Source organism: Martelella alba (genome assembly GCF_005217455.1).
Taxonomy (GTDB): Bacteria; Pseudomonadota; Gammaproteobacteria; order Enterobacterales; family Enterobacteriaceae; genus Acerihabitans.
On record NZ_SZPQ01000011.1, the window covers coordinates 151,035 to 170,674 of the forward strand.

17 protein-coding genes and 1 riboswitch are annotated in these 19,640 nt (G+C 58.8%); of the genes, 9 read left to right on the forward strand and 8 right to left on the reverse strand.

What is annotated here, in order from left to right; translation table 11 throughout:
• The first annotated feature begins 108 nt into the window (after window positions 1-108).
• On the forward strand, window positions 109-1,863 hold the full coding sequence (locus FCN80_RS10090; RefSeq protein WP_136990029.1) for a cytochrome c biogenesis protein DipZ: 1,755 nt from the start codon (window positions 109-111) through the stop codon (window positions 1,861-1,863).
• 18 nt (window positions 1,864-1,881) lie between these two features.
• Complete coding sequence (gene msrA, locus FCN80_RS10095) at window positions 1,882-2,628, forward strand: peptide-methionine (S)-S-oxide reductase MsrA (protein ID WP_136990030.1); 747 nt, start codon at window positions 1,882-1,884, stop codon at window positions 2,626-2,628.
• Between the two features lie 437 nt (window positions 2,629-3,065).
• Here the strand turns inward: msrA and FCN80_RS27230 are convergent, their stop codons facing one another.
• The gene (locus tag FCN80_RS27230; RefSeq protein WP_306767866.1) at window positions 3,066-3,194 is read right to left on the reverse strand and encodes a hypothetical protein; all 129 of its coding nucleotides are present in this window, start codon (window positions 3,192-3,194) and stop codon (window positions 3,066-3,068) included.
• A 414-nt stretch (window positions 3,195-3,608) separates the two neighbouring features.
• On the opposite strand from FCN80_RS27230, the gene FCN80_RS10100 reads away from it, so the two are divergent.
• From FCN80_RS10100 to mltB, 3 genes are all read left to right on the forward strand, one after another.
• Window positions 3,609-6,005, forward strand: a complete 2,397-nt coding sequence (locus FCN80_RS10100) for a glucose/quinate/shikimate family membrane-bound PQQ-dependent dehydrogenase (RefSeq protein ID WP_136990031.1) — start codon at window positions 3,609-3,611, stop codon at window positions 6,003-6,005.
• Between the two features lie 225 nt (window positions 6,006-6,230).
• Window positions 6,231-7,157 (forward strand): LysR family transcriptional regulator, encoded by a 927-nt coding sequence (locus FCN80_RS10105; protein WP_136990032.1) that lies wholly within the window; start codon window positions 6,231-6,233, stop codon window positions 7,155-7,157.
• A gap of 231 nt (window positions 7,158-7,388) precedes the next feature.
• Complete coding sequence (mltB, locus tag FCN80_RS10110) at window positions 7,389-8,486, forward strand: lytic murein transglycosylase B (protein ID WP_136990033.1); 1,098 nt, start codon at window positions 7,389-7,391, stop codon at window positions 8,484-8,486.
• Between the two features lie 36 nt (window positions 8,487-8,522).
• On the opposite strand, the gene FCN80_RS10115 is transcribed toward mltB, so the two are convergent.
• Together FCN80_RS10115 and FCN80_RS10120 are read right to left on the reverse strand one after the other, a co-directional pair.
• The gene (locus FCN80_RS10115; protein ID WP_230492596.1) at window positions 8,523-9,728 is read right to left on the reverse strand and encodes a trans-sulfuration enzyme family protein; all 1,206 of its coding nucleotides are present in this window, start codon (window positions 9,726-9,728) and stop codon (window positions 8,523-8,525) included.
• 106 nt (window positions 9,729-9,834) lie between these two features.
• Complete coding sequence (locus FCN80_RS10120; protein ID WP_136990034.1) at window positions 9,835-10,596, reverse strand: IclR family transcriptional regulator; 762 nt, start codon at window positions 10,594-10,596, stop codon at window positions 9,835-9,837.
• Between the two features lie 190 nt (window positions 10,597-10,786).
• Here FCN80_RS10120 and FCN80_RS10125 point away from each other — a divergent pair, with 190 nt between their 5' ends.
• From FCN80_RS10125 to FCN80_RS10140, 4 genes are all read left to right on the forward strand, one after another.
• Complete coding sequence (locus FCN80_RS10125; protein ID WP_136990035.1) at window positions 10,787-11,569, forward strand: substrate-binding periplasmic protein; 783 nt, start codon at window positions 10,787-10,789, stop codon at window positions 11,567-11,569.
• Window positions 11,570-11,642: 73 nt separating this feature from the next.
• A complete protein-coding gene (locus tag FCN80_RS10130; protein ID WP_136990036.1) occupies window positions 11,643-12,284 on the forward strand; it encodes an amino acid ABC transporter permease in 642 nt (213 codons plus the stop codon).
• A complete protein-coding gene (locus FCN80_RS10135) occupies window positions 12,281-13,003 on the forward strand; it encodes an amino acid ABC transporter ATP-binding protein (RefSeq protein WP_136990037.1) in 723 nt (240 codons plus the stop codon). The genes FCN80_RS10130 and FCN80_RS10135 overlap by 4 nt, the downstream gene beginning before the upstream one ends.
• A 21-nt stretch (window positions 13,004-13,024) precedes the next feature.
• Window positions 13,025-14,203 carry a M24 family metallopeptidase gene (locus FCN80_RS10140; protein ID WP_136990038.1) on the forward strand — a complete coding sequence of 393 codons (1,179 nt, stop codon included), beginning with the start codon at window positions 13,025-13,027 and terminating at the stop codon, window positions 14,201-14,203.
• 77 nt (window positions 14,204-14,280) lie between these two features.
• Here FCN80_RS10140 and FCN80_RS10145 read toward each other — a convergent pair whose 3' ends face one another.
• The 5 genes from FCN80_RS10145 to FCN80_RS10170 all read right to left on the reverse strand — a co-directional run bounded on the left by FCN80_RS10145 (window position 14,281) and on the right by FCN80_RS10170 (window position 19,175).
• Window positions 14,281-15,066 carry a heme ABC transporter ATP-binding protein gene (locus FCN80_RS10145; protein WP_136990039.1) on the reverse strand — a complete coding sequence of 262 codons (786 nt, stop codon included), beginning with the start codon at window positions 15,064-15,066 and terminating at the stop codon, window positions 14,281-14,283.
• Complete coding sequence (locus FCN80_RS10150) at window positions 15,059-16,060, reverse strand: FecCD family ABC transporter permease (RefSeq protein ID WP_136990040.1); 1,002 nt, start codon at window positions 16,058-16,060, stop codon at window positions 15,059-15,061. Before FCN80_RS10150 ends, FCN80_RS10145 begins: the two co-directional genes overlap by 8 nt.
• Window positions 16,057-16,872: a heme/hemin ABC transporter substrate-binding protein gene (locus FCN80_RS10155; protein ID WP_136990041.1), complete on the reverse strand. Its 816-nt coding sequence runs from the start codon at window positions 16,870-16,872 to the stop codon at window positions 16,057-16,059. Before FCN80_RS10155 ends, FCN80_RS10150 begins: the two co-directional genes overlap by 4 nt.
• Window positions 16,869-17,900, reverse strand: coding sequence for a hemin-degrading factor (locus FCN80_RS10160; RefSeq protein WP_136990042.1), 1,032 nt, complete (start codon window positions 17,898-17,900; stop codon window positions 16,869-16,871). The genes FCN80_RS10155 and FCN80_RS10160 overlap by 4 nt, the downstream gene beginning before the upstream one ends.
• 507 nt (window positions 17,901-18,407) lie before the next feature.
• Window positions 18,408-19,175, reverse strand: a complete 768-nt coding sequence (locus FCN80_RS10170) for an IclR family transcriptional regulator (protein WP_136990043.1) — start codon at window positions 19,173-19,175, stop codon at window positions 18,408-18,410.
• Between the two features lie 216 nt (window positions 19,176-19,391).
• A riboswitch (Fluoride riboswitch) is annotated at window positions 19,392-19,477 on the forward strand.
• The last annotated feature ends 163 nt before the right edge of the window (window positions 19,478-19,640 follow it).

Genomic DNA, 19,640 nt, shown 5'->3' on the forward strand with positions numbered 1-19,640 from the left:
GTACCCGCCGCATGGGTCGCGCCATCGCCGCCATATGGCATTGCCAGGAAACGGGGCGAGCGCGAGAGTGTGATCATGGGCCCGCCAGTCCGGGCATAAGGATAGGCCGTGTTACTTATTGTTCTTGCATACCTCGGCGGGATGTTGACCATCGCCAGTCCCTGTATTTTGCCGGTATTGCCGTTTGTGTTCGCCCGTTCCGATCAACCGTTTTCACGCACCGGTCTGCCGTTGTTGGCGGGAATGGCGCTGACTTTTACCCTGGTGGCCGCCCTGGCGGCGGTGGGCGGCGGTTGGGTGGTGTCGGCGAATCAATATGGCCGGGCTGTTGCGCTTATCCTGATGGCGCTGTTTGGCGTAACGCTGCTGTTCCCACGTCTGGCCGATCATCTTATGCGGCCGTTGGTGTCGGCGGGCAATCGGATGAACACGGCGCTCCTCGGCGCGGGCGGCGGCGGGGCGGCGTCGGTCGGGTCGTCGCTGCTGCTGGGGGTTGCCACCGGGTTGCTCTGGGCGCCTTGCGCCGGTCCGATTCTCGGTTTGGTGCTAACCGGCGCCGCGCTGCAAGGCGCCAGCGCCGGTTCGACGTTGCTATTGCTGTCCTATGCCGCCGGGGCGGCCACCTCATTGACGCTGGCGCTGCTTATCGGCGGCAAGGTATTTAGCGTAATGAAACGAAGTCTTGGGGCCGGCGAATGGATTCGGCGCGGTATCGGCGCGGCCATGCTGTTGGGCGTGGCCGCGATTGGGCTGGGTTACGATACCGGCGTGCTGGCGCGTATTTCCACGGTTTCCACCAGCGGCTTAGAACAAAGGCTGCTCGACAGTCTGGCGTCCGGCGCCAAAAGCCCGGCACCGCAGGCCGCCGCTGTCTCCTCCCCGGAAGGCGGCGCGACGGCGCTGCCGGATTTGGGGCCCATGCCGTCGCTGGACGGCGCGGTGCGGTGGCTTAATTCCCCGCCCCTGACCGCGGCCGCGTTACGCGGCAAGGTCGTTCTGGTGGATTTCTGGACCTATTCCTGTATCAATTGCCTGCGAACGTTGCCCTATATCGAAGCCTGGGCGGCAAAATATCACGATCAAGGGCTGGTGGTTATCGGCGTGCATGCCCCGGAATTCGCTTTTGAGCGCAATATCGCCAATGTGACGCGGGAAGCCGGTAAATTAGGGATCCATTACCCCATCGCCATTGATAACGACTACCGTATTTGGCGGGCTTTCGATAACCAATACTGGCCAGCGCATTACTTTATCGATGCCAAAGGGCATATCCGTTACGCGCATTTCGGCGAAGGGGAGTACGGCCGCTCCGAACAGGTCATCCAGCAGTTGTTGCGCGAGGCGGGCGCGCGCAATGTGAGCGACACCCTCAGCCAGGTTAGCGGACAAGGCGTGGAGCAAGCGGCCGGCGGACTGGCGGATATTTCGCCGGAAACCTATCTGGGTTACCGGCGTGCGGAAAATTTCGCCTCGCGGGCCATTAACGACGCGCCGGCCGAGTATCACGCGCCGGTCGCGCCGACGACCGATCAGTGGGGGCTGGAAGGACGTTGGACGGTGGGGCCGGAAAATGTGGCTCTCGATGGCGCCGCCGGCCGTATTCTTTACCGGTTTCATGCCAGGGATTTACATTTGGTGCTGGGGCCCGGGTCGGACGGTAAACCTGTCCGATTCCATGTGACGCTCGACGGTAAGGCGCCGGGGGATATGCATGGGGTGGATGTCGCGCCCAACGGCGACGGTACGGTCACCGATCAGCGTTTGTACCAATTGATCCGCTTGAAAAACGGCGATGGCGAACACACTTTCGCCATCAAATTTCTCGATCCCGGCGTGACGGCTTACGCCTTTACCTTTGGCTGATGATAAGCGAGGTCGACGATGACAATCAGATTCTTTACACTCGGCTGGCGGTGGCGTTGCGGACTGCTGGCCGCCGCCGCGTGGGCGTTACTGTGGGGGGCGGCCTGGTCGCGGGATGCAAGCGACCGGACGGTGGCGATTCCCGCGCCGGTCCGGGACGAGACGCCGGCGACCGGCCATGATGAAACCGCCGTGTTCGCCGGCGGGTGTTTCTGGGGGGTGCAAGGGGTATTCCAACATGTCAAAGGCGTCACGGATGCCGTGGCCGGGTATACCGGCGGCGCGGCGCGCGATGCCTCTTATGCGGCCGTCAGCGGCGGTAATACCGGGCATGCGGAATCGGTGGCGGTGACCTTTGATCCCACGCGAATTTCTTATGGCGCTTTGCTGCACATCTTTTTTTCCGTCGTCCACGACCCCACCGAGCATGACCGCCAGGGGCCCGATTACGGCAGCCAATATCGGTCGGCCGTGTTCCCGCAGACCGAAGCGCAACGGCAGGTGGCCCAGGCATATATCCAACAGTTAAACGCCAGCCACCTCTTTAGCGCACCGTTGGCCACCACGGTGGAAACCGGCGCGCTATTTTATCCGGCCGAGGCCTATCACCAGAATTATCTGGCCGATCATCCCCAGGCCCCGTACATTGTAATCAATGATTTGCCGAAACTGGCGCAATTACGCCAAGGGTTCCCCAACCGATACCGTCGGGATCCGGTATTGGTCCGTGTACGGCAAAACGGAGACGTCATACCGGCGCCATAGCCCGGCATACGCGCGGTAATGGCGGGTAGGGTAAATATTCCTTGAACGAAAGCGCTACCGGCGAAAGCGTTCCACCGGCAAACGGGCGGGGAAGATTGATACTTCGAAGGCTTCGGGTTGTATCACGGCGGCAAGGGAGTGACGCATTCGCCGACATTGAAGTCGAACCATCAGCGGCGGGACGCCGGCGAGAGACAGGATGTCTCGCATGCCTCCCCAGACGCATAGATCACCATGTGACCGGGGTGAGCGAACGCAGCCAACAAAGAGGCGGCTTGAAGTATGACGAATAGATATATATTTATGAGGCTCGTGGGCGATATATTATACGGCGTACTGGCGGTGATGTGATCTATTAAGCCGGGATATTTTCAGAGAATTGAATACGTCATCTTCACATGGGGTCGGGGTATATCGCTCCGGCCCCGATATCTCAATTATTTTCTTTTTTTATCATTCGGTTGCATATTGGTTGCTGCGGGCTTTGCACCGGGAGCGGTCTTGGGATTTTTTTGTGTATTACCATTTACAGCGGCCGATTTGCTGTTTTTGTCATTCATGGACATACTATTTGCCTTGTTGGAAAAACGTCCGGTATTGGATCGTTTCGCAGGGGCTATCATGAGCCTCTGAAAAATAAATTCAAGGGCTATAACAGGGTGGACGACATTATTTTTCGCCTTTTGCGAATTATCTGAAAGGCAAGATAACCGACCTGACATTCGATGGGGCGGCAGTGGCATTTTGCTGAAAATACGCCGGCCAATGGCTTTAGGCCATTAAGCCTCGGCGGCGCCGGTTCGCGGCGTACCGCTCATGATATCGCGCTGTTTCAGGCATCGCCCGTCTCAGGCGGGATCAGGAAACGCGGCAGGATGAAAAAGTGACTCTATACTTTGAAATGATTTGATTTCAATATCAATAGTTGACGTTGTGAACAGAAAGCGTTGCGAGAGCCATGAAAATTCAAGGTGCGACAGATGCAAAATCGGGGACGGGGAGCACGATTTCTTAACATTATCACGGTGTTGTTTGCCGTATTGAGTGGTGGTTATCTTTTCATCGGCGGTATCTGGCTGATTGCGTTGCGAGGGTCGTGGTATTACCTTATCGCCGGAGCGGTGATGCTGGCCACCGCCTGGCTGTTATACCTTCGACGCCCGCTTGCGCTGTGGCTTTATGCGGTATTCCTGCTCGGCACCGTGGCCTGGTCGTTGTGGGAGGTCGGCTCTGATTTCTGGGCGCTGACGCCCCGCCTGGACGTGACCTTCTTCTTTGGCCTATGGCTTACGCTGCCATTTATCCATCGTCGCCCGCGGGTTAAAAACAATATGGCGCGCGGCGCGCTGTCCACCACGCTGCTGATTACCGCGCTGGTATTGGTGTACGCGGTTTTCAATGATCCGCAACAGATTAACGGCGTGCTGAGCGCCGATGCGCCTACCGTCGAGGCGGCGGCGAGCGGTCGTCAAACCAATGGCATCCCCGATGGCGATTGGCCTGCCTACGGCCGTACCCAGGAAGGCGTGCGTTACTCGCCGCTGACGCAGATCAATGATAAAAACGTCGGGCATTTGAAAGAAGCCTGGATTTTTCGCACCGGCGACATGAAGACCGCCTCGGATCCGGTGGAAATCACCGATGAGGTCACGCCCATCAAGATCCGCGACACGCTGTATCTGTGTACGCCTCACCAGCGGCTATTCGCCCTCGACGCCGCGACCGGCAAAGAAAAATGGCGATTCGATCCGGGGCTGAAAACCGAGCCGTCTTTCCAGCACACGACCTGCCGCGGCGTGTCCTACCATGAAACGCCCGCGGCGCGGACCGCATCCGCCGGTACGCCTTTGGCCTTATGCGCCCGACGGGTTCTGCTACCGGTCAATGACGGCAATCTCTATGCGCTGGATGCCGACAGCGGTAAGCCCTGTCCCGATTTCGGCGAGAACGGCAAGCTGAATTTGCAAAACAATATGCCCAATGCCAAGGCCGGCGCCTACGAACCCACTTCGCCGCCCATCGTCACCGATTCAGTGATTGTGGTTGCCGGCGCGGTTACGGATAACTATTCGACGCGGGAACCTTCCGGGGTGATCCGCGGATTCGATATCAATAGCGGAAAATTGCTCTGGGCCTTCGATCCCGGCAGTCACGATCCCAATATCCTACCCCAGGGACGGCAACTCTATACCGCCAATTCGCCCAATTCATGGGCCCCGGCCGCCTATGATGCGCGGCTGAACCTGGTGTATTTGCCCATGGGGGTGGAAACGCCCGATATCTGGGGCGGCAACCGGACCCCGGACATGGAACGTTATGCCAGCGGACTACTGGCGCTAAACGCCACCACCGGCAAACTGGCCTGGTTCTACCAGACGGTTCACCATGATCTGTGGGATATGGACGTGCCGGCCCAGCCGACCCTGGCGGATGCCATTGATGCGAATGGCAATAACGTACCGGCCATTTATATTCCAACCAAAACCGGCGATATTTTCGTGCTTGACCGGCGGACCGGCAAGCCAATCGTCCCGGTCACCGAAACGCCGGTTCCCCAGGGGGCGGTCAAAGGGGATCATCTTTCGCCCACCCAGCCATATTCCGCCTTGTCGTTCCGGCCGAAAAATCCTCTCTCCGGCAAGGATATGTGGGGCGCCACACTGTATGATCAGTTGATGTGCCGGGTCATGTTTCACCGTCTGCGATATGCGGGGCCGTTCACGCCGCCGTCCGAACAGGGTACGCTGGTATTTCCCGGTAATCTCGGTATGTTCGAATGGGGCGGTATTTCGGTGGATAACGGACGTCAGGTGGCGGTGCTCAACCCGATGGCGCTGCCGTTCGTATCCCGATTGATTCCGCGCGGGGCGGGCAATCCCATGGAACCGAATGCGCAAACCGGCGGGGGTTCCGAGGCGGGTATCCAGCCGCAATACGGCGTGCCCTTCGGCGTTACGCTCAACCCGTTCCTCTCGCCGCTGGGATTGCCGTGCAAACAGCCGGCCTGGGGCTACATCGCCGCCCTTGATTTGAAAACCAATCAGGTGGTTTGGAAAAAACGGTTAGGAACCGTACGCGACAGTTCGCCCCTGCCGTTGCCGTTTAAGCTGGGTATGCCGATGCTGGGCGGGCCGATCTCGACCGCCGGCAATGTCGCTTTTATCGCGGCCACGGCGGATAATTATCTGCGTGCCTTCAGCGTCAGTAACGGCGAGATGTTGTGGCAGACAAGGTTGCCGGCCGGCGGACAGGCGACGCCGATGACTTACGAGGTCAACGGCAGGCAATATGTCGTGATCGCCGCCGGCGGCCATGGTTCTTTCGGTACCAAGCTCGGCGATTATATTATCGCCTATGCGTTGCCGGACAAGACATAGCCCAGGGCCGCGCCACCGCCAGAATGGCTTGGCGCGGTTCTGCCGCCGACCGCCGGCTCAACGCCGAAGCCCGCCCATGGGGGGAGTCAATGCCCGGGCCGGTTTGTGGCTTTTCCTGCGGCGATGCCGCGCAAAGTAGGCTATTAGTGAAGTTCCTCGAATTTTCCGCCCAGGTTAACGTGATAATAACATTGATTACCTTCATTTTTAGGCGGAACTACATTGATGGATAATCAACGTCTGGCTGAATTTTTGAGCGTTTTCAACGAAGTGGCGCGAGAGGGCAGTTTTTCGGGCGCCGCCAGGCGCCGCGGCGTTACCCCCTCGTCGGTCATCCGGCAAATCGATGCGCTGGAAGCCAGCCTGGGGGCGACCTTGTTTATTCGTTCCACCCGATCATTGGTGTTGACGGACATTGGTCAGGCGCTATTAGTGCGCGCCCGGCGAATTTTAGGCGAGCTTGAGGACGCGCGTCGGGAGATTACCGATATGCAGGACGATGTGGCCGGATCGTTGCGCATCGCTTCGGTTCCCGCTTTCGGGCGGTATTATGTTCTGCCGGTGGTTTCACGCCTGTTAGCCCGTTACTCCCGGCTACGGATCGAACTGGATTTAACGGAACGTCCCATTGACCCGGTGGACGGGCGACTGGATGCGGCGATATGCATCGGCGAGCCGGGGGAAGGGGGACCGGCGGCGGCGCGTATTGCCGTCGAAACCCGGATGCTGTGCGCCAGCCCGTCTTACCTGGCGCGGCATAGCGCGCCGTCCTCGCCGGAAGAACTGGCGGAGCATTGCCTGTTGGACAGGATGCACGGGGTCGATCTTCTGGGCTGGGCGTCCATCCTGGGCGCGCCGCTCGCTGAGCGGCCGGTCCTGTCGGTATTCAGTTGCGACGATATCGACACGCTGCGGGCGGCGGCGGTGGCCGGCGTCGGCATCGGCTATCTGCCGGATTGGGCGGTCGGCGCGGATATCGCCGGCGGCAGGCTGGTCCGGCTAATGCCGGAATATTCCGGACAGTTTTCCCGTCGGCGGGGCATCTATCTGCTGCGCGCGCCCTTGCCGCCGTCGGGCCCGCTGCGCGTCTTCACCGATGCCTTGCGCCGGAGTATTGGCAATCCGCCGAGCTGGACACAGGTTAACGCCTGATACGACAGGCGCATCGACCAGGTATGTCGATCCGTGTGAAAGTGCTATACTCGCCAGACTTCCCGTTGGCTCCTTGATGGCCGCGTTGGCGCTTGCCGCCGCGCCGCCACTGGAGGCCAGCGTGTTTGTCTGTTATTTACCGGTTCCGGGCGCGGCGTTTTTGGGGTTTGTTCGCGCCCGGCGATGATTTACCCTATCTGACATATTTAATTGGCTGGTTTTGGATAACTGATGCGTTACCTGGCTGTTGTACTTCCTTTGATGATGCTTCTTTCCGCCTGTAGCAGTAAACCGCAACCAACCCCTGGCCAGGAGACGCTCAACGCGCCGGCCTCCGGTGGATTCCTGCTGCAGCCTGACCATGTCGGCGCGGCGCAAACGGGTGATTTTGCCGCCGACCCGGCCGTTGACCGCTTCGTGGACAAAATGGTCCGGGAACACGGTTTCGACCGCCAGCAATTGCACGACGTGCTGGCGCAAACCCGGCGCCTTGACTGGGTCCTGGACTTGATGGACCGTCAGGCGCCGATATCCTTGCCGCCGACCGGGCCAAACGGCGCCTGGATCCGCTATCGCAATAAATTCATCACCCCCGGCAATGTGCAAAACGGCGTGGCGTTCTGGGATCAGTATCAGGATGCCTTGCAACGGGCCTGGGAAGTGTATGGCGTATCCCCGGAAATCATTGTCGGCATTATCGGCGTGGAAACCCGTTGGGGGAGGGTTATGGGCAAAACCCGGATTATCGACGCCCTGGCCACGCTGGCGTTCGACTATCCCCGCCGAAGCGACTATTTCACCGGCGAGCTGGAAACTTTCTTACTGATGGCGCGCAGTGAAGGGGATGACCCGCTGTCCCTGCGGGGGTCTTATGCCGGCGCCATGGGCTACGGCCAGTTTATGCCGTCATCGTTCAAAGCCTACGCGGTGGATTTCGACGGCGACGGTCATGTCAATCTCTGGGATCCTGTGGACGCCATCGGCAGCGTGGCCAATTACTTCAAGGCCCACGGTTGGGTCAAGGGCGGCGCGGTAGCGGTACCGGCGCAGGGTCAGGCGCCCTTCCTGGCGCAGGGGTATAATACCCGCTATCCTGTCGCCACGCTGACGGCGGCCGGGCTGAGTCCGCGAGGATCGCTGCAGGGCAATGACGACGCCAGCCTGTTGCGGCTGGACATGGGCAACTATTACCAATACTGGTTCGGCTTGCCGAATTTCTTCGTGATCACGCGTTATAACCATAGCACCCAGTACGCCATGGCGGTATGGCAACTGGGCGAGGCGGTGAGCCGGGCGCGACAGGGCAATATGCTGCTGACATCCGGTTAGCGGCATTAGCCCCGCGGGCCAATGCCGCCCGGGCGCTTATGCCGATAGCCTGGAGAGGATCCGCGACAGGTCATTCCAGAGATCCTGTTCCTCCTCCAGGCCGATATTGACCCGCAAGATGATGTCCTCGGGGCGAAATCGCTGCGAACCCACCTCATTGGCGACGACCATCGGCGCCAGCAGGCTGTGGGTTCCGCCCCAGGATGCGCCTATCGCGAAAACCCCAAGCCCCTTTAGGGCGCCATCGAGGCGTTCCGGCGAAACATCCCGCAAGACCACGCTAAATACGCCGCTGCCGCCGGAAAAATCCCGTTGCCACAGTTCATGGCCGCAGGCGCCGGCCAGGGCGGGATTGAGTACCTCGAAAGCGGGATAATGCCGTCGTATCCTTTCCGACAGTCGTTGGGCGGTTTCCCCCGAATGCCGAACCCGTAACGGCAGGGTTTCGATGCCCCGCAACGCCAGAGCGCAATCGTCCGGCGAAACCGCGTACCCCAACATGCCGATGGTTTTTTTCAAGGATACATACAAATCGTCGCTGTCGGTGGTCACCGTGCCCATCAGCAGATCGGAATGACCGCCGATGTATTTCGTCACGGCCTCCACCACGAAATCCACCCCGTGCTCGATGGGCCGAAACAGTAACGGCGTGGCCCAGGTATTGTCGCAGCCGACCAGGATCCCGCGCTGATGCGCCAGGGAGACAATGGCCGGGATGTCCTGGATTTCCAGCGTGGACGAACCGGGCGACTCCGTCCAGATAAGCCGGGTCCGGTCGGTAATTTTGGTTGCCAGTGCCTCGGTTTGAACAGGATCGTAGCGATCGAACGTCAGGTTCATCATCACGGCCAGTTGAGCGCAAAGGGTCTTGACCGGCGGATAGACACTGTCGGGCAACAGGATATGATCCCCGCTTTTCAGCAGGCTAAGGATAACCGCGGCGATGGCCGCCTGGCCCGAGGGCAGCGCCACGGTGTGGGCGCCTCCGTGCAGCAGGGAGATCTGTCGTTCGAAAACCCGGGTGGTGGGCGTCCCGTTCATACCGTAGGAATAACCGTCTGGCCCCCGGTCTTTGCGCTGGTAATATTCGCTGGCGCTATCGAAAACAATGGTCGACGCTCGATATGTGGGCACTGAAAGCGAACGAAATCCGTCCAGAGGCGGTTCGGGGTGATGTACGCAGCGGGTGGTCTGATGCATGGCGGGATCCTGGTTGATGATGGGGATACAGTGTGTTCTCATAATAGGAACATTGTTTCTATTTATCGAAAAAACCTGTGCCTGTCAAGGGAAGGCACCGTGCAAGGCGCCCGCGGCAAGGGGGGAGAATGGGCGGGGTAAGGCGGAATCACCGTCCCGGATAGCCGAGATTTTTTGAAATGGTCAGCGCGGAACCCGCCACGATAAAGGCGACTTTCTCGATGGTCAGTTCCGGCGCGAATTGGCGGGCATAGGCCACGCTGATGGCGGCGACCACGTTGCCGGCGGCGTCTTTGACGGGCGCGCCAATGGAAACGATACCCTCGATATTTTCATTTTCCACCACGGCGTAACCCTGCTGGCGGATGGCCGGCAAATGGGACAGGATGGCGGCCGGATCGGTAATGGTCGAGGGGGATTTCCGCTCAAGCGGTCCGCAGCCCAGCATGGAGCGCGCCCTTTCCTCGGGCAGCGATGCCAGGAGCACTTTCCCCATGGCGGTGGTATGCAGGTAGGTCAGCTCGCCGGGCTGCCGTAGCAATACAATCGGACCATGGCTTTTCACCGACAAGAGATACACCGCGCGATTATTCTGCAAGGTGCCCAGATAACCATTGAGGGAATAATCCCGCGCGATGGCGTTCAATTCCTGGTCAGCCGCCATCAAGAGGTTATCCGTGCGCGCCAGGGAAGAACCGAGGCTCAGTGTCGTGTAGCCGATGCTGTAACGGCGGGTTGCCTCGTCCTGTTTCAGATAATTGCGTTCCGTCAGGGTTTTCACGAACCGCTGTACAATCGTCGGACTTAAATCCAACTGTCTGGCGATTTCCCGAACGCCCAATGGCTGCGTCGACGCGTTTACAAGCTCAAGAATGGCCAGGCCCCTCTCCAGCGATTGACTTCCCGACATAACTGTCTCCTGCGTGAACCGGCAAATCCTATCAAATCTTGCCGGTTAATAAAGCGGTTTTAACTTGACCGATATTTGTCCTATTGCTATGGTAACACTGAACCTATAATCGGTACAATGTTTCGCTTATGACCGCGCGACATTCACTACCCTCTCCGGTTTTTCCACGCCGGCACTGACACAGGAATACATGATGATGAAAACTCGCGGTGGGTCTTTACTCCGTATTATCGCTCTCGCCGGAATCTCCTGGCTGGCGGCCGGTTATGGCGTCGCCCGCGCTGAAAGCGCGCCGCCGGCGGATCATATTGAAGCAGGCATATTGATTGAAAGCGCGCCGCCGTTCGTGTTCAAGGAAAACGGCCAATTCAAAGGAATAACTTATGATATTCTCAAAACCATCGCCGCGCGGCGGCATTTTCGCATTGCCCAAGACCCCATGGGCTTTGATGCCATGATTCCCGCCATGCAATCATCGCAAATCGATGTCGCGGTTGCGGGCTTTTTCGTCACCCCGGAACGGAAAAAAATCATTGATTTTTCAACGCCCTTCTTTCAGGAAGGCAGTGTATTGGTCGTGCCGGTCAACAGCCCGATCAAACGCTATGCCGACCTTGAAGGCAAGGTCGTGGTGACCCAGCAAGGATCGGCGGCGCTGAACGTCCTCAATAAACTGGCGCCGCAATACCATATCACGGTGAAAGCCCTGGCCGACCAGGCCAATATTCTGCTTACCCTTCAGTCCGGCAATGCGGACGCCGCGTTTTATGATTCGGCCATCATCGAATATCTCATCGCCAAGCAGGGCAAGCATCCGTCGCTCAGAACCGTGGGCGACGTCCGGGATCCCACCGATATCGCTTTTGCTTTGCCCAAAGGCAGTAAATGGACGCCGCTGCTCAGCGATGAAATCACGGCGATGAAAAAATCCGGCGAATTGAAAACCATTATTGGTCGTTATATTAAAGATTGATGGCGCCAATGCGGGCGACCTCAGGCGTCGTCCCGTGCGACAGGCTCTTGTTTTAGGCGAGGAATAAACCAGTATGTCAATAATATTGAGCTATTTGCCCCTGCTATTGGCCGGCGCCGGGTATACCCTGATCATTACTCTGGTTGCCATGGTCTTCGGCTCAGCCATCGGCATGCTGGTGGCATTGATGCAAATATCCGCCTTTCGGGCGCTCCAGGTTATTGCGAAAACCTATAATAGTCTGTTTCGCGGGCTGCCGTTGCTTATTCAAATTTTATATATTTATTTCGGCCTGCCCTTGTTGACCGGCATCCGGATCCCCGCGCTGGTGGCGGGCGCCGTCGCCATGACGCTGTATACCGGGGCGTTTATGGCGGCGATATTCAGGGCGGGAATCGAATCCGTGGACCGGGGGCAGCTTGAAGCGGGACGCACTATCGGCTTCTCCCATTGGCAAGCCATGCGGCTGATTGTCTTTCCCCAGGCCTTTTGGCGGATGATTCCGGCCGTCGCCAATCAATTCAGTATTACCCTGAAAGACACGTCTTTGCTCTCGGTTATCGGCGTCGCCGAACTCACCATGCGGGGGCAAAGTATTTATTCAGCCAATTTCGATACGATACGTGTTTTAAGCATGGTCGGCATTATCTATTTCATTATCTTCTTTATAGCCGAACGCTTTTCCTTTTATCTGGAAAAAAGGTTTTCTCAATGATCGCGGTACGCGGATTACAAAAATACTTCGGTGCCCAGCATGTCTTGAAGGCAGTGGACTTCGCGGTGCGCGAGCGGGAGGTGATCTCGGTTATCGGGCCGTCCGGGTCCGGCAAATCCACCCTGCTGCGCTGCCTTAATCGCCTGGAAGAACCGGATGGCGGCGAAATTTTCATCGACGGCGAGGATATCCTCGCCGCCGGTTTCGATATCGATGGCCTGCGGCAACGTATGGGCATGGTCTTCCAGCATTTCAATCTCTTTCCGCATATGTCGGTTATCGACAACATCATGCTCGGTCCGGTACGCCTGAAAAAAACGCCCCTGACGACCGCTCGCGCCGAAGCGCTGGCGCTGCTGGCCAAAGTCGGGTTGGCGGACAAAGCCTCCGCCATGCCGGCCTACCTGTCCGGGGGACAAAAACAGCGGGTGGCCATCGCGCGGGCGTTGGCGATGGCGCCGGAGGTGATGTTGTTCGACGAGCCCACCTCGGCCCTTGACCCGGAAATGGTCAGGGAGGTGCTGGATGTCATGCGTTCCCTGGCGCGCGAGGGCATGACCATGGTCGTGGTGACGCATGAAATGAACTTCGCCCGTGAAGTCAGCGATCGCATCGTGTTTATGGCCGACGGACGGATCATTGAGGAAAAAACACCGGCGGCCTTTTTCGGCCAGGCCAGCCATCCCCGCGTAATGGAGTTTCTATCCAAAGTGCTTTAACGACATCAATAAGGATACGTCATGGTATTTAAACCCGTTCCCGTCTCATTGGCCCAACTGGCCCGGGATCGCGCCCAGCGCCTCAAACAGTGTCTGATAGAATCCGGCCATGATGCTCTGATCGTCAGCAGCGTGGAAAGCATGCATTATGCCACCGGTTATGACAGTATGCCGGCGCGCCTGAAGAAGACCTATGCGTTCGCGGCGGTGCTCACCGCGGATGAGTGCCGGCTGATTGTGCCGAGCGCCGATTTCGCGCCGGCCATTGATGCGGGCATCCCGCCGGAAAATATCACGCCTTTCGGAACATTCTTTTTCAGCGGCGACAGTCCGTCAAATACCTTACGCGTCCGTCATGGGGATTTCGATGGCGCGCTACGCGAAGTGCTGGCGTCGGTTAAGGCCCGGCGGGCGTTGGTGGAATGGCAAGGTATACCCCCCTCATCGGCAAATACGTTATCGGCCTGGTGTGATCATCTCACCGATGCGGGCCTGTGGCTGTTACAGGCCCGCAGCCGGAAATTGCCCGCTGAACTGACCTTGCTGCGCGCCGTGTCGGTGCTGACCGAACAGGCGATTGAAGCCGGCATCGCGGCCGCCGCGGTGGGGATGACCGATAAGGAGGTCAGCAATGTCGTGGCCGCCGCCATGTCCGCCGCCGGCGGACTGCCCGATAACGTCACGGTGGCCGGCGGCCCGAGAAGCGCCCTGGCCGATGTTTTCAGTACCGAACGTCCCCTGGCGCGGGGAGATTTACTGCGGTTCGATATCGGCTGTACTTATTATGGCTATCGTTCGGACATGGCGCGTACGGCGGTGATGGGCGAGCCGACGCCCTTGCAGCAATTCCGTTACGACGCCCTACTGACCGGCTGGGACGTGGCGACGGGGCTGGCGAAGCCCGGCGCGGTGGCGGGGGCGATCTTTGCCCAGACCGTCGCGGCGGTGGAAGCCGCCGGGTTAAAGCCCTTTCGCCGCCAGCATGTCGGTCACGCCATTGGTTTGCTTGGTTACGAATGGCCGGTTATCGTTCCAGGCAATGACGCCGTATTGCAGGCCGGCCAGACCTTCTGCCTGGAAACGCCCTATTACGAACCGGGATGGGGCGGGATGATGGTGGAGGATACCGGGGTGATCACTGAAGCGGGTTTTGACTCCTTTACCACGATAGATCGCGGTTTGCGCGTGATCCCCGTGTAAAACATCACAAGCGTTTCATCCGCCGGATACCGGCGCGGGGCCTGGGCGCGGACCGGCGCCCGCCGGCCGGACGCCCGCTAACGCCGCAGAAAAATTTGCGGCACGCCGCTTTCGCCATGCGGCTGAACCTGTAGATCGGCCCGATACCACTGTTGCAGCCTCGCCTGGGTCAGGATATCTTCCGGCGCGCCGCCGGCCACCAGTTCGCCCTGATGCAGCAGCAGGACCCGATCAGACCAAAGGGATGCCAGATTGAGATCGTGCAGTACGCAACAGATGGCAATATGGCCGGCGCCGGTCAACTGTTTCAACAAGCGCAGCATATGCTGCTGATGGTATAAATCCAGCGCCGAAGTGGGCTCATCGAGAAACAGCCATCCCTGCGGGCCCTGTTCCCGCCACAACTGCGCAAGGGCCTGCGCCATCCGCACCCGCTGCTGCTCGCCGCCGGATAACGCGCGAAATTCCCGCTTGGCCAGCGGCAGGCAACCGGTAAGCCCCATGACGCTATCCACTATACCGGCGGTGGTTTGCGACGACCAGGGCGCGCGGGCCATGGCCACCACTTCGGCGGCGCTGAAGGGAAACGACAGGGTATTTTGCTGGCGCATCACCGCGCGTTCACGCGCCAGGGCGGCGGCCGGCCAATCGGCCAAGTCGCGGCCCCTCAGGCGGCACCGACCTTCGGCGGGAACGAGATAGCCGGCCAGCAAGCGCAGCAGGGTGGATTTCCCCGCGCCGTTCGGGCCTATTAGCGACACCAGTTCGCCAGGGGCCAGTCGCAGGGATACGTCACGCAGCAGGGTGCGGCCAGACAGGCGATAACCCAGACCCTCCGCCGTCAGACAGTCTGATTCACACATCGCCATCCCGCCTCTCTTTAAGGATAAGCCACATAAACCAGGGACCCCCCAGCAGACTGGTCAGCAATCCGACCGGCATCTCCGCCGGCGCCACCAGGGTGCGGGCCACCGAATCCGCCGCCAATAGCAATATCGCGCCGGCCAGGGTCGCCCCCGGCAGTAGCCAACGGTGATCGGCGCCCAGCCACATCCTCATGACATGCGGGACTACCAATCCGACGAAGCCGATGATACCGCTGACCGCCACGGCGGCGCCCACCAGCAACGCGCTTAAAATCAGCAAATGACGCTGGGTTCGCCGGACATCCACGCCGAGATAGTGAGCCTCTTCTTCGCCCAACTGTAGCAGATTGAGCCGACCGGCATGGCGTTGCAGAAGAAAAGCGGCCGGCAATACCAGGGTGGCCACCACGGCGGCCGTCGACCATTGCGCCTGGCCGAGGCTGCCCATGCCCCAAAGCGAAAGCTGGCGTAACTGACGATCGTTACTGAGCCAGGAAAGCACGCCGGTGGCCGCCCCCGCCAGGGCGTTAATGGCGATACCCACCAGCAGCAGCCGTCCCAGCATGCTTTCTCCCTTGCGGCAAAGGGCGAAAATCGCCAGCATTACCGCCAGACTGCCGATAAAAGCGGCCAGCATCGGCGAATATAGCGCCAGCAACGGCGGCAGGGATATCGGCAACACCACCGAGCCGGCCACCGCCAGGGCCGCGCCGCTGCTGACCCCCAGCAAGCCGGGATCCGCCAGGGGATTGCGAAACAGCCCCTGCATCACGGCGCCGGACAACGCCAATGCGCCGCCCACCAGGACCGCCAGCAACACCCGCGGCAAGCGGATATTCAGCCAGATACGCCAAATGGCGTCGTGAAACGGGGCCTGCCACAGTAACCTCAGCGAAATGGGCATGGCGCCCATGTTGGCCGCCGTCACTGCCGCCGTGGTCAAGAGGGCCAGCAATAGCAGCAGTTTGGTCGACATCGGCAAAGCCGTCATCGCACGGATTCCGCGCTGCGCCGCAATTGCGCGATGGCCTGGGGCGTGGAGGGGCCGAAGCCCAGCAGTGCCATATCATCCACCAACAGCAACCGGTGATGTCGGCCGGCCGGGGTCAGCGCCAGACCGGGCAATTGCCAAACCCGGTCCTCACCGCCCAGGCCGGCGGCGCCGTCCCGGCTGATGACCACCAAATCGGGCGCGCTGGCGATAACGCCTTCCTGGGATAATGCCTGGTAATGGTTGTATCCGCTCATGGCGTTCTCCAGTCCGGCCGCCTTGATGGCGGCGTCGGCGGCGGTTTGCCGGCCGGCGGCCATGGCCGACATGCCGCTGTGGCTCAGGATAAACAGCACCTTGACCGGCAGGGGCCTGGAAGGAATGGCCGCCAGTGCCTGCTTGACCTGCTGTTGCAACGAGCGCCCTTGTTCTGCGGCCCCCAGCGCGTCGGCCACCACGGCGATTTTATGCAAAATGCCTTCCGGCGAGGTCTCACCCGGTACCGTCACCACCTTTACCCCGTTATTCTCCAACTGTTTTAACACCATGGAGGGTTGCGCCAGTTCGCTGGCCAGCACCAATGTCGGCCGCAGTGATAAAATTCCCTCGGTATTGAGTTGGCGGAGATAGCCAATATCAGGCAAGTTCCTGACCCGCGTCGGTTGCAGGCTGGTGCTGTCCCGCGCCACCACGTTTTGGCCATTGTCCAGATCAAAAACGATTTCGGTGACGTCGCCGCCGATGGTGATGATGCGCGGCTGGGCCAGCAAGGAAAACGGCAACGCCAATAAAATCAGCAACCAGCGTTTCATAACGTGACTCCGCCGGCCACCGGCAATGCGTCGATCTGGCTGCGCCAGCGCGTTTGTTCCTGCTCGCCTTCATTGCGTCGGCCGAACATTTGCAGGATCTGCGTACCGTCGGCGGCAAACAGTTCAAGGCTGGTGACGAAGCCATCGCGGGTGGGTTTGCGGGTGACCCAGCTTTCCTCAATGGTGTCCCGCATCACATGTAACGTGAATTCGCGATTGAAAATGTTCAACCAGTTCTCCCAGGGCGTCACTTTTTCGATGATGCCGGTAAAGATCTGAATGCAGCCGCGGTTTCCGACGAAGATCATGATTTCATTGCCATCGAGACGCGCTTTCTCAAGCAATAATGGCAACGCATCATTGTCGACCTGGCGGGCCAAATCTTCCGGTACGGCGCGGAAAGCCTGCTGGCGTGTCAGTTGATGGTTTTTTAGCAAACCGGCGAATTGATGTACATCGGTCATCGCCCGCCATTCCCGCTCCAGTTGCGGCGGGGCCTGAACGTGGGTCGCCGTCAACGGCTGCGCCGAGGGGACGGGGAAGGGATTGGCCGTTTCGGTAAAAGTGGCGATAAGGTTTTCCCAAGCCGGCAGTTCCGTCCGCTCAGTGGTATAGACTTTGATCACCGCATCGCCTTGGCGGTCGAAAACCTGGATGCTTCGCCGTTGCATTGTGCCGGCGGTTTCACTCAGGGCGAATGCAAAGCGCCAATGGTCGGTGAACAACCGCAGATCCAGACCGCGCGGATTAAGCGCCAGGCCGCTGTGTTCCCCTAGCCGCAGATTGCGGAAATAACCGACCTGTTCATGTACCGCGTAACTATTGCGGGTGATGGATTTGATTTCGCCGACAGATTCCAGCGCGTGGAGCAGCGCGGGCGCATCCATCCGCAAACGGCATGCGTCATGACCGACCCGAAGAGAAGCAAGCTCCGCTTCGCTAACGTGCAGCAACGCAGCTAAATCACGGGCGTATTTTTTTGGATGCCGGGTTTTCAGTCGCAAATACATTTCATAATCAGCGTGCATTAAAGCGTCCCTCAGGGCATAAGTGATCGATATTGGACAGTAATTGTTTGTTAATAAAATGTTTATTGACTTAAGTGTTTTTCAAATAGTAATGATATACATTATCATTGTCAATTGATGCAATGGACCGTTGTTGACCCGCAAGGGTGACACGGTAACGAGTTACCGAAATGAAGAAAGCGGCGCTTCATCGACATTGCGCCGAATCCACAAAACCAGCAGAGGCGGCAGGATGCCCAGCGCGAACAAAATACGCCATACGATATCGGCGGGGAAACAGGTTGAACAGCAGGGGGGATAAGATAACGGTTATGCCATAACCCAGCGCCCATCCCGCCTGTCCTTTAGTCATACCCCACAATGCGATCAGGGTCGGGATCGATAACGCCTACATCTGTGTATCCATCGCATCTAGGCCCCAGCCGCTAAAGCAGGCCCAAAAGGTGCGTTTTTCGCCTTTATTTAGCAAAGAGAACCATTGAAACATCGCTATTCCACTCCCATCGCTTAAGCGTAATCAAAGCTACCGATTTTCGCGTCCAACAGAGGCGCCGCGTCGCCGCCCAGCCGTTCCGTGGCACGGGCCGCGATATCCAGCAGAATCGGGCGATACTGCGTCATTAACGCCATATCCAACCGGCTTATGGGGGCGACAATACCCAGCGCGCCGACCAACAGTTGATCCATACCGAATACCGGTACGGAAATGCCCGCGGTTTCTTCATCCCGTTCCCCTAATGATTGGTAGGAATAGCGTTCGCGCACGTGGTCGTAGGTCTCGCCGGACTCGCCGGAAAACGCCAGTAGTATCCGACCGCCGGCTCCCCGATCCAACGCCTGCACGTCCCCCTGCTGCACATTGACACGCACGCTGAACTGAGAATTGATACGAAACAAACATACCCGGTGATCTCCCTCGCGGATATGGAAAGACACGGTTTCGCCCAATTGTGAATTCAACTCCCGCATCAGCGGCAGTAACACATCGCTCAGGTTAAGATCGGTGACGTAATGCGATCCCAACGTGAATGTAGCGGAACCCAAGCCATAACGGCCGTCCTCCAGCCGGATCATAAGCCGGTGATGGCACAATGCGCCCGCCAGCCGCAGCACCGTGCTCTTGTAGAGCCCGGTACGTCGCGAAAGCTCGGTCAAGGTCAATGCGCGGTCATCCTTTTTGAATGCGAAAAGTAAGGCGACGGCGCGATCAATGACATCCACCCCGCTTGGCGTAACGCCAATCAGTTGTGGGGTATTTCCTTCTTTTTTCGCCACAGTGGGCTCCTTGATGTTCTGTCAGATAGAACTATGAATCGTCTAATAGAACAACTATGCGCAACCAAGGGAAATTATCTGTGTTGTGGCTCACAGCCCGGCAATGGGCAAACGTGCTCTTATTGATAAAGAAGTAGGCGGGTAAGCGGCCAGTCCCGGTTAATAACAACGTCGACAAAAGGAAATTGTAATGCGTCTGGTTATGCGCTAATTTACTAGTCATAAGGTGATGGCGTGCCACCTTACCCAACCGCATCGTTTCGACGAATTTTAACGAACCTGCTGATGACGCCTGGTATTCCAATCTTCACTGGAAGAGTTTGGTATATCGGGCATTGGTTCATCCCCTTGCTTCTTATACCGTTCTCTTCTTCGTTTCGGGAGAGAGTATGTCTTGCGTTTCGCCTGTTCCGCCGCTAAGGGTGATCCCTGCCTCGCCGCGTTTATCGCCGCCGGCGCAAGCCG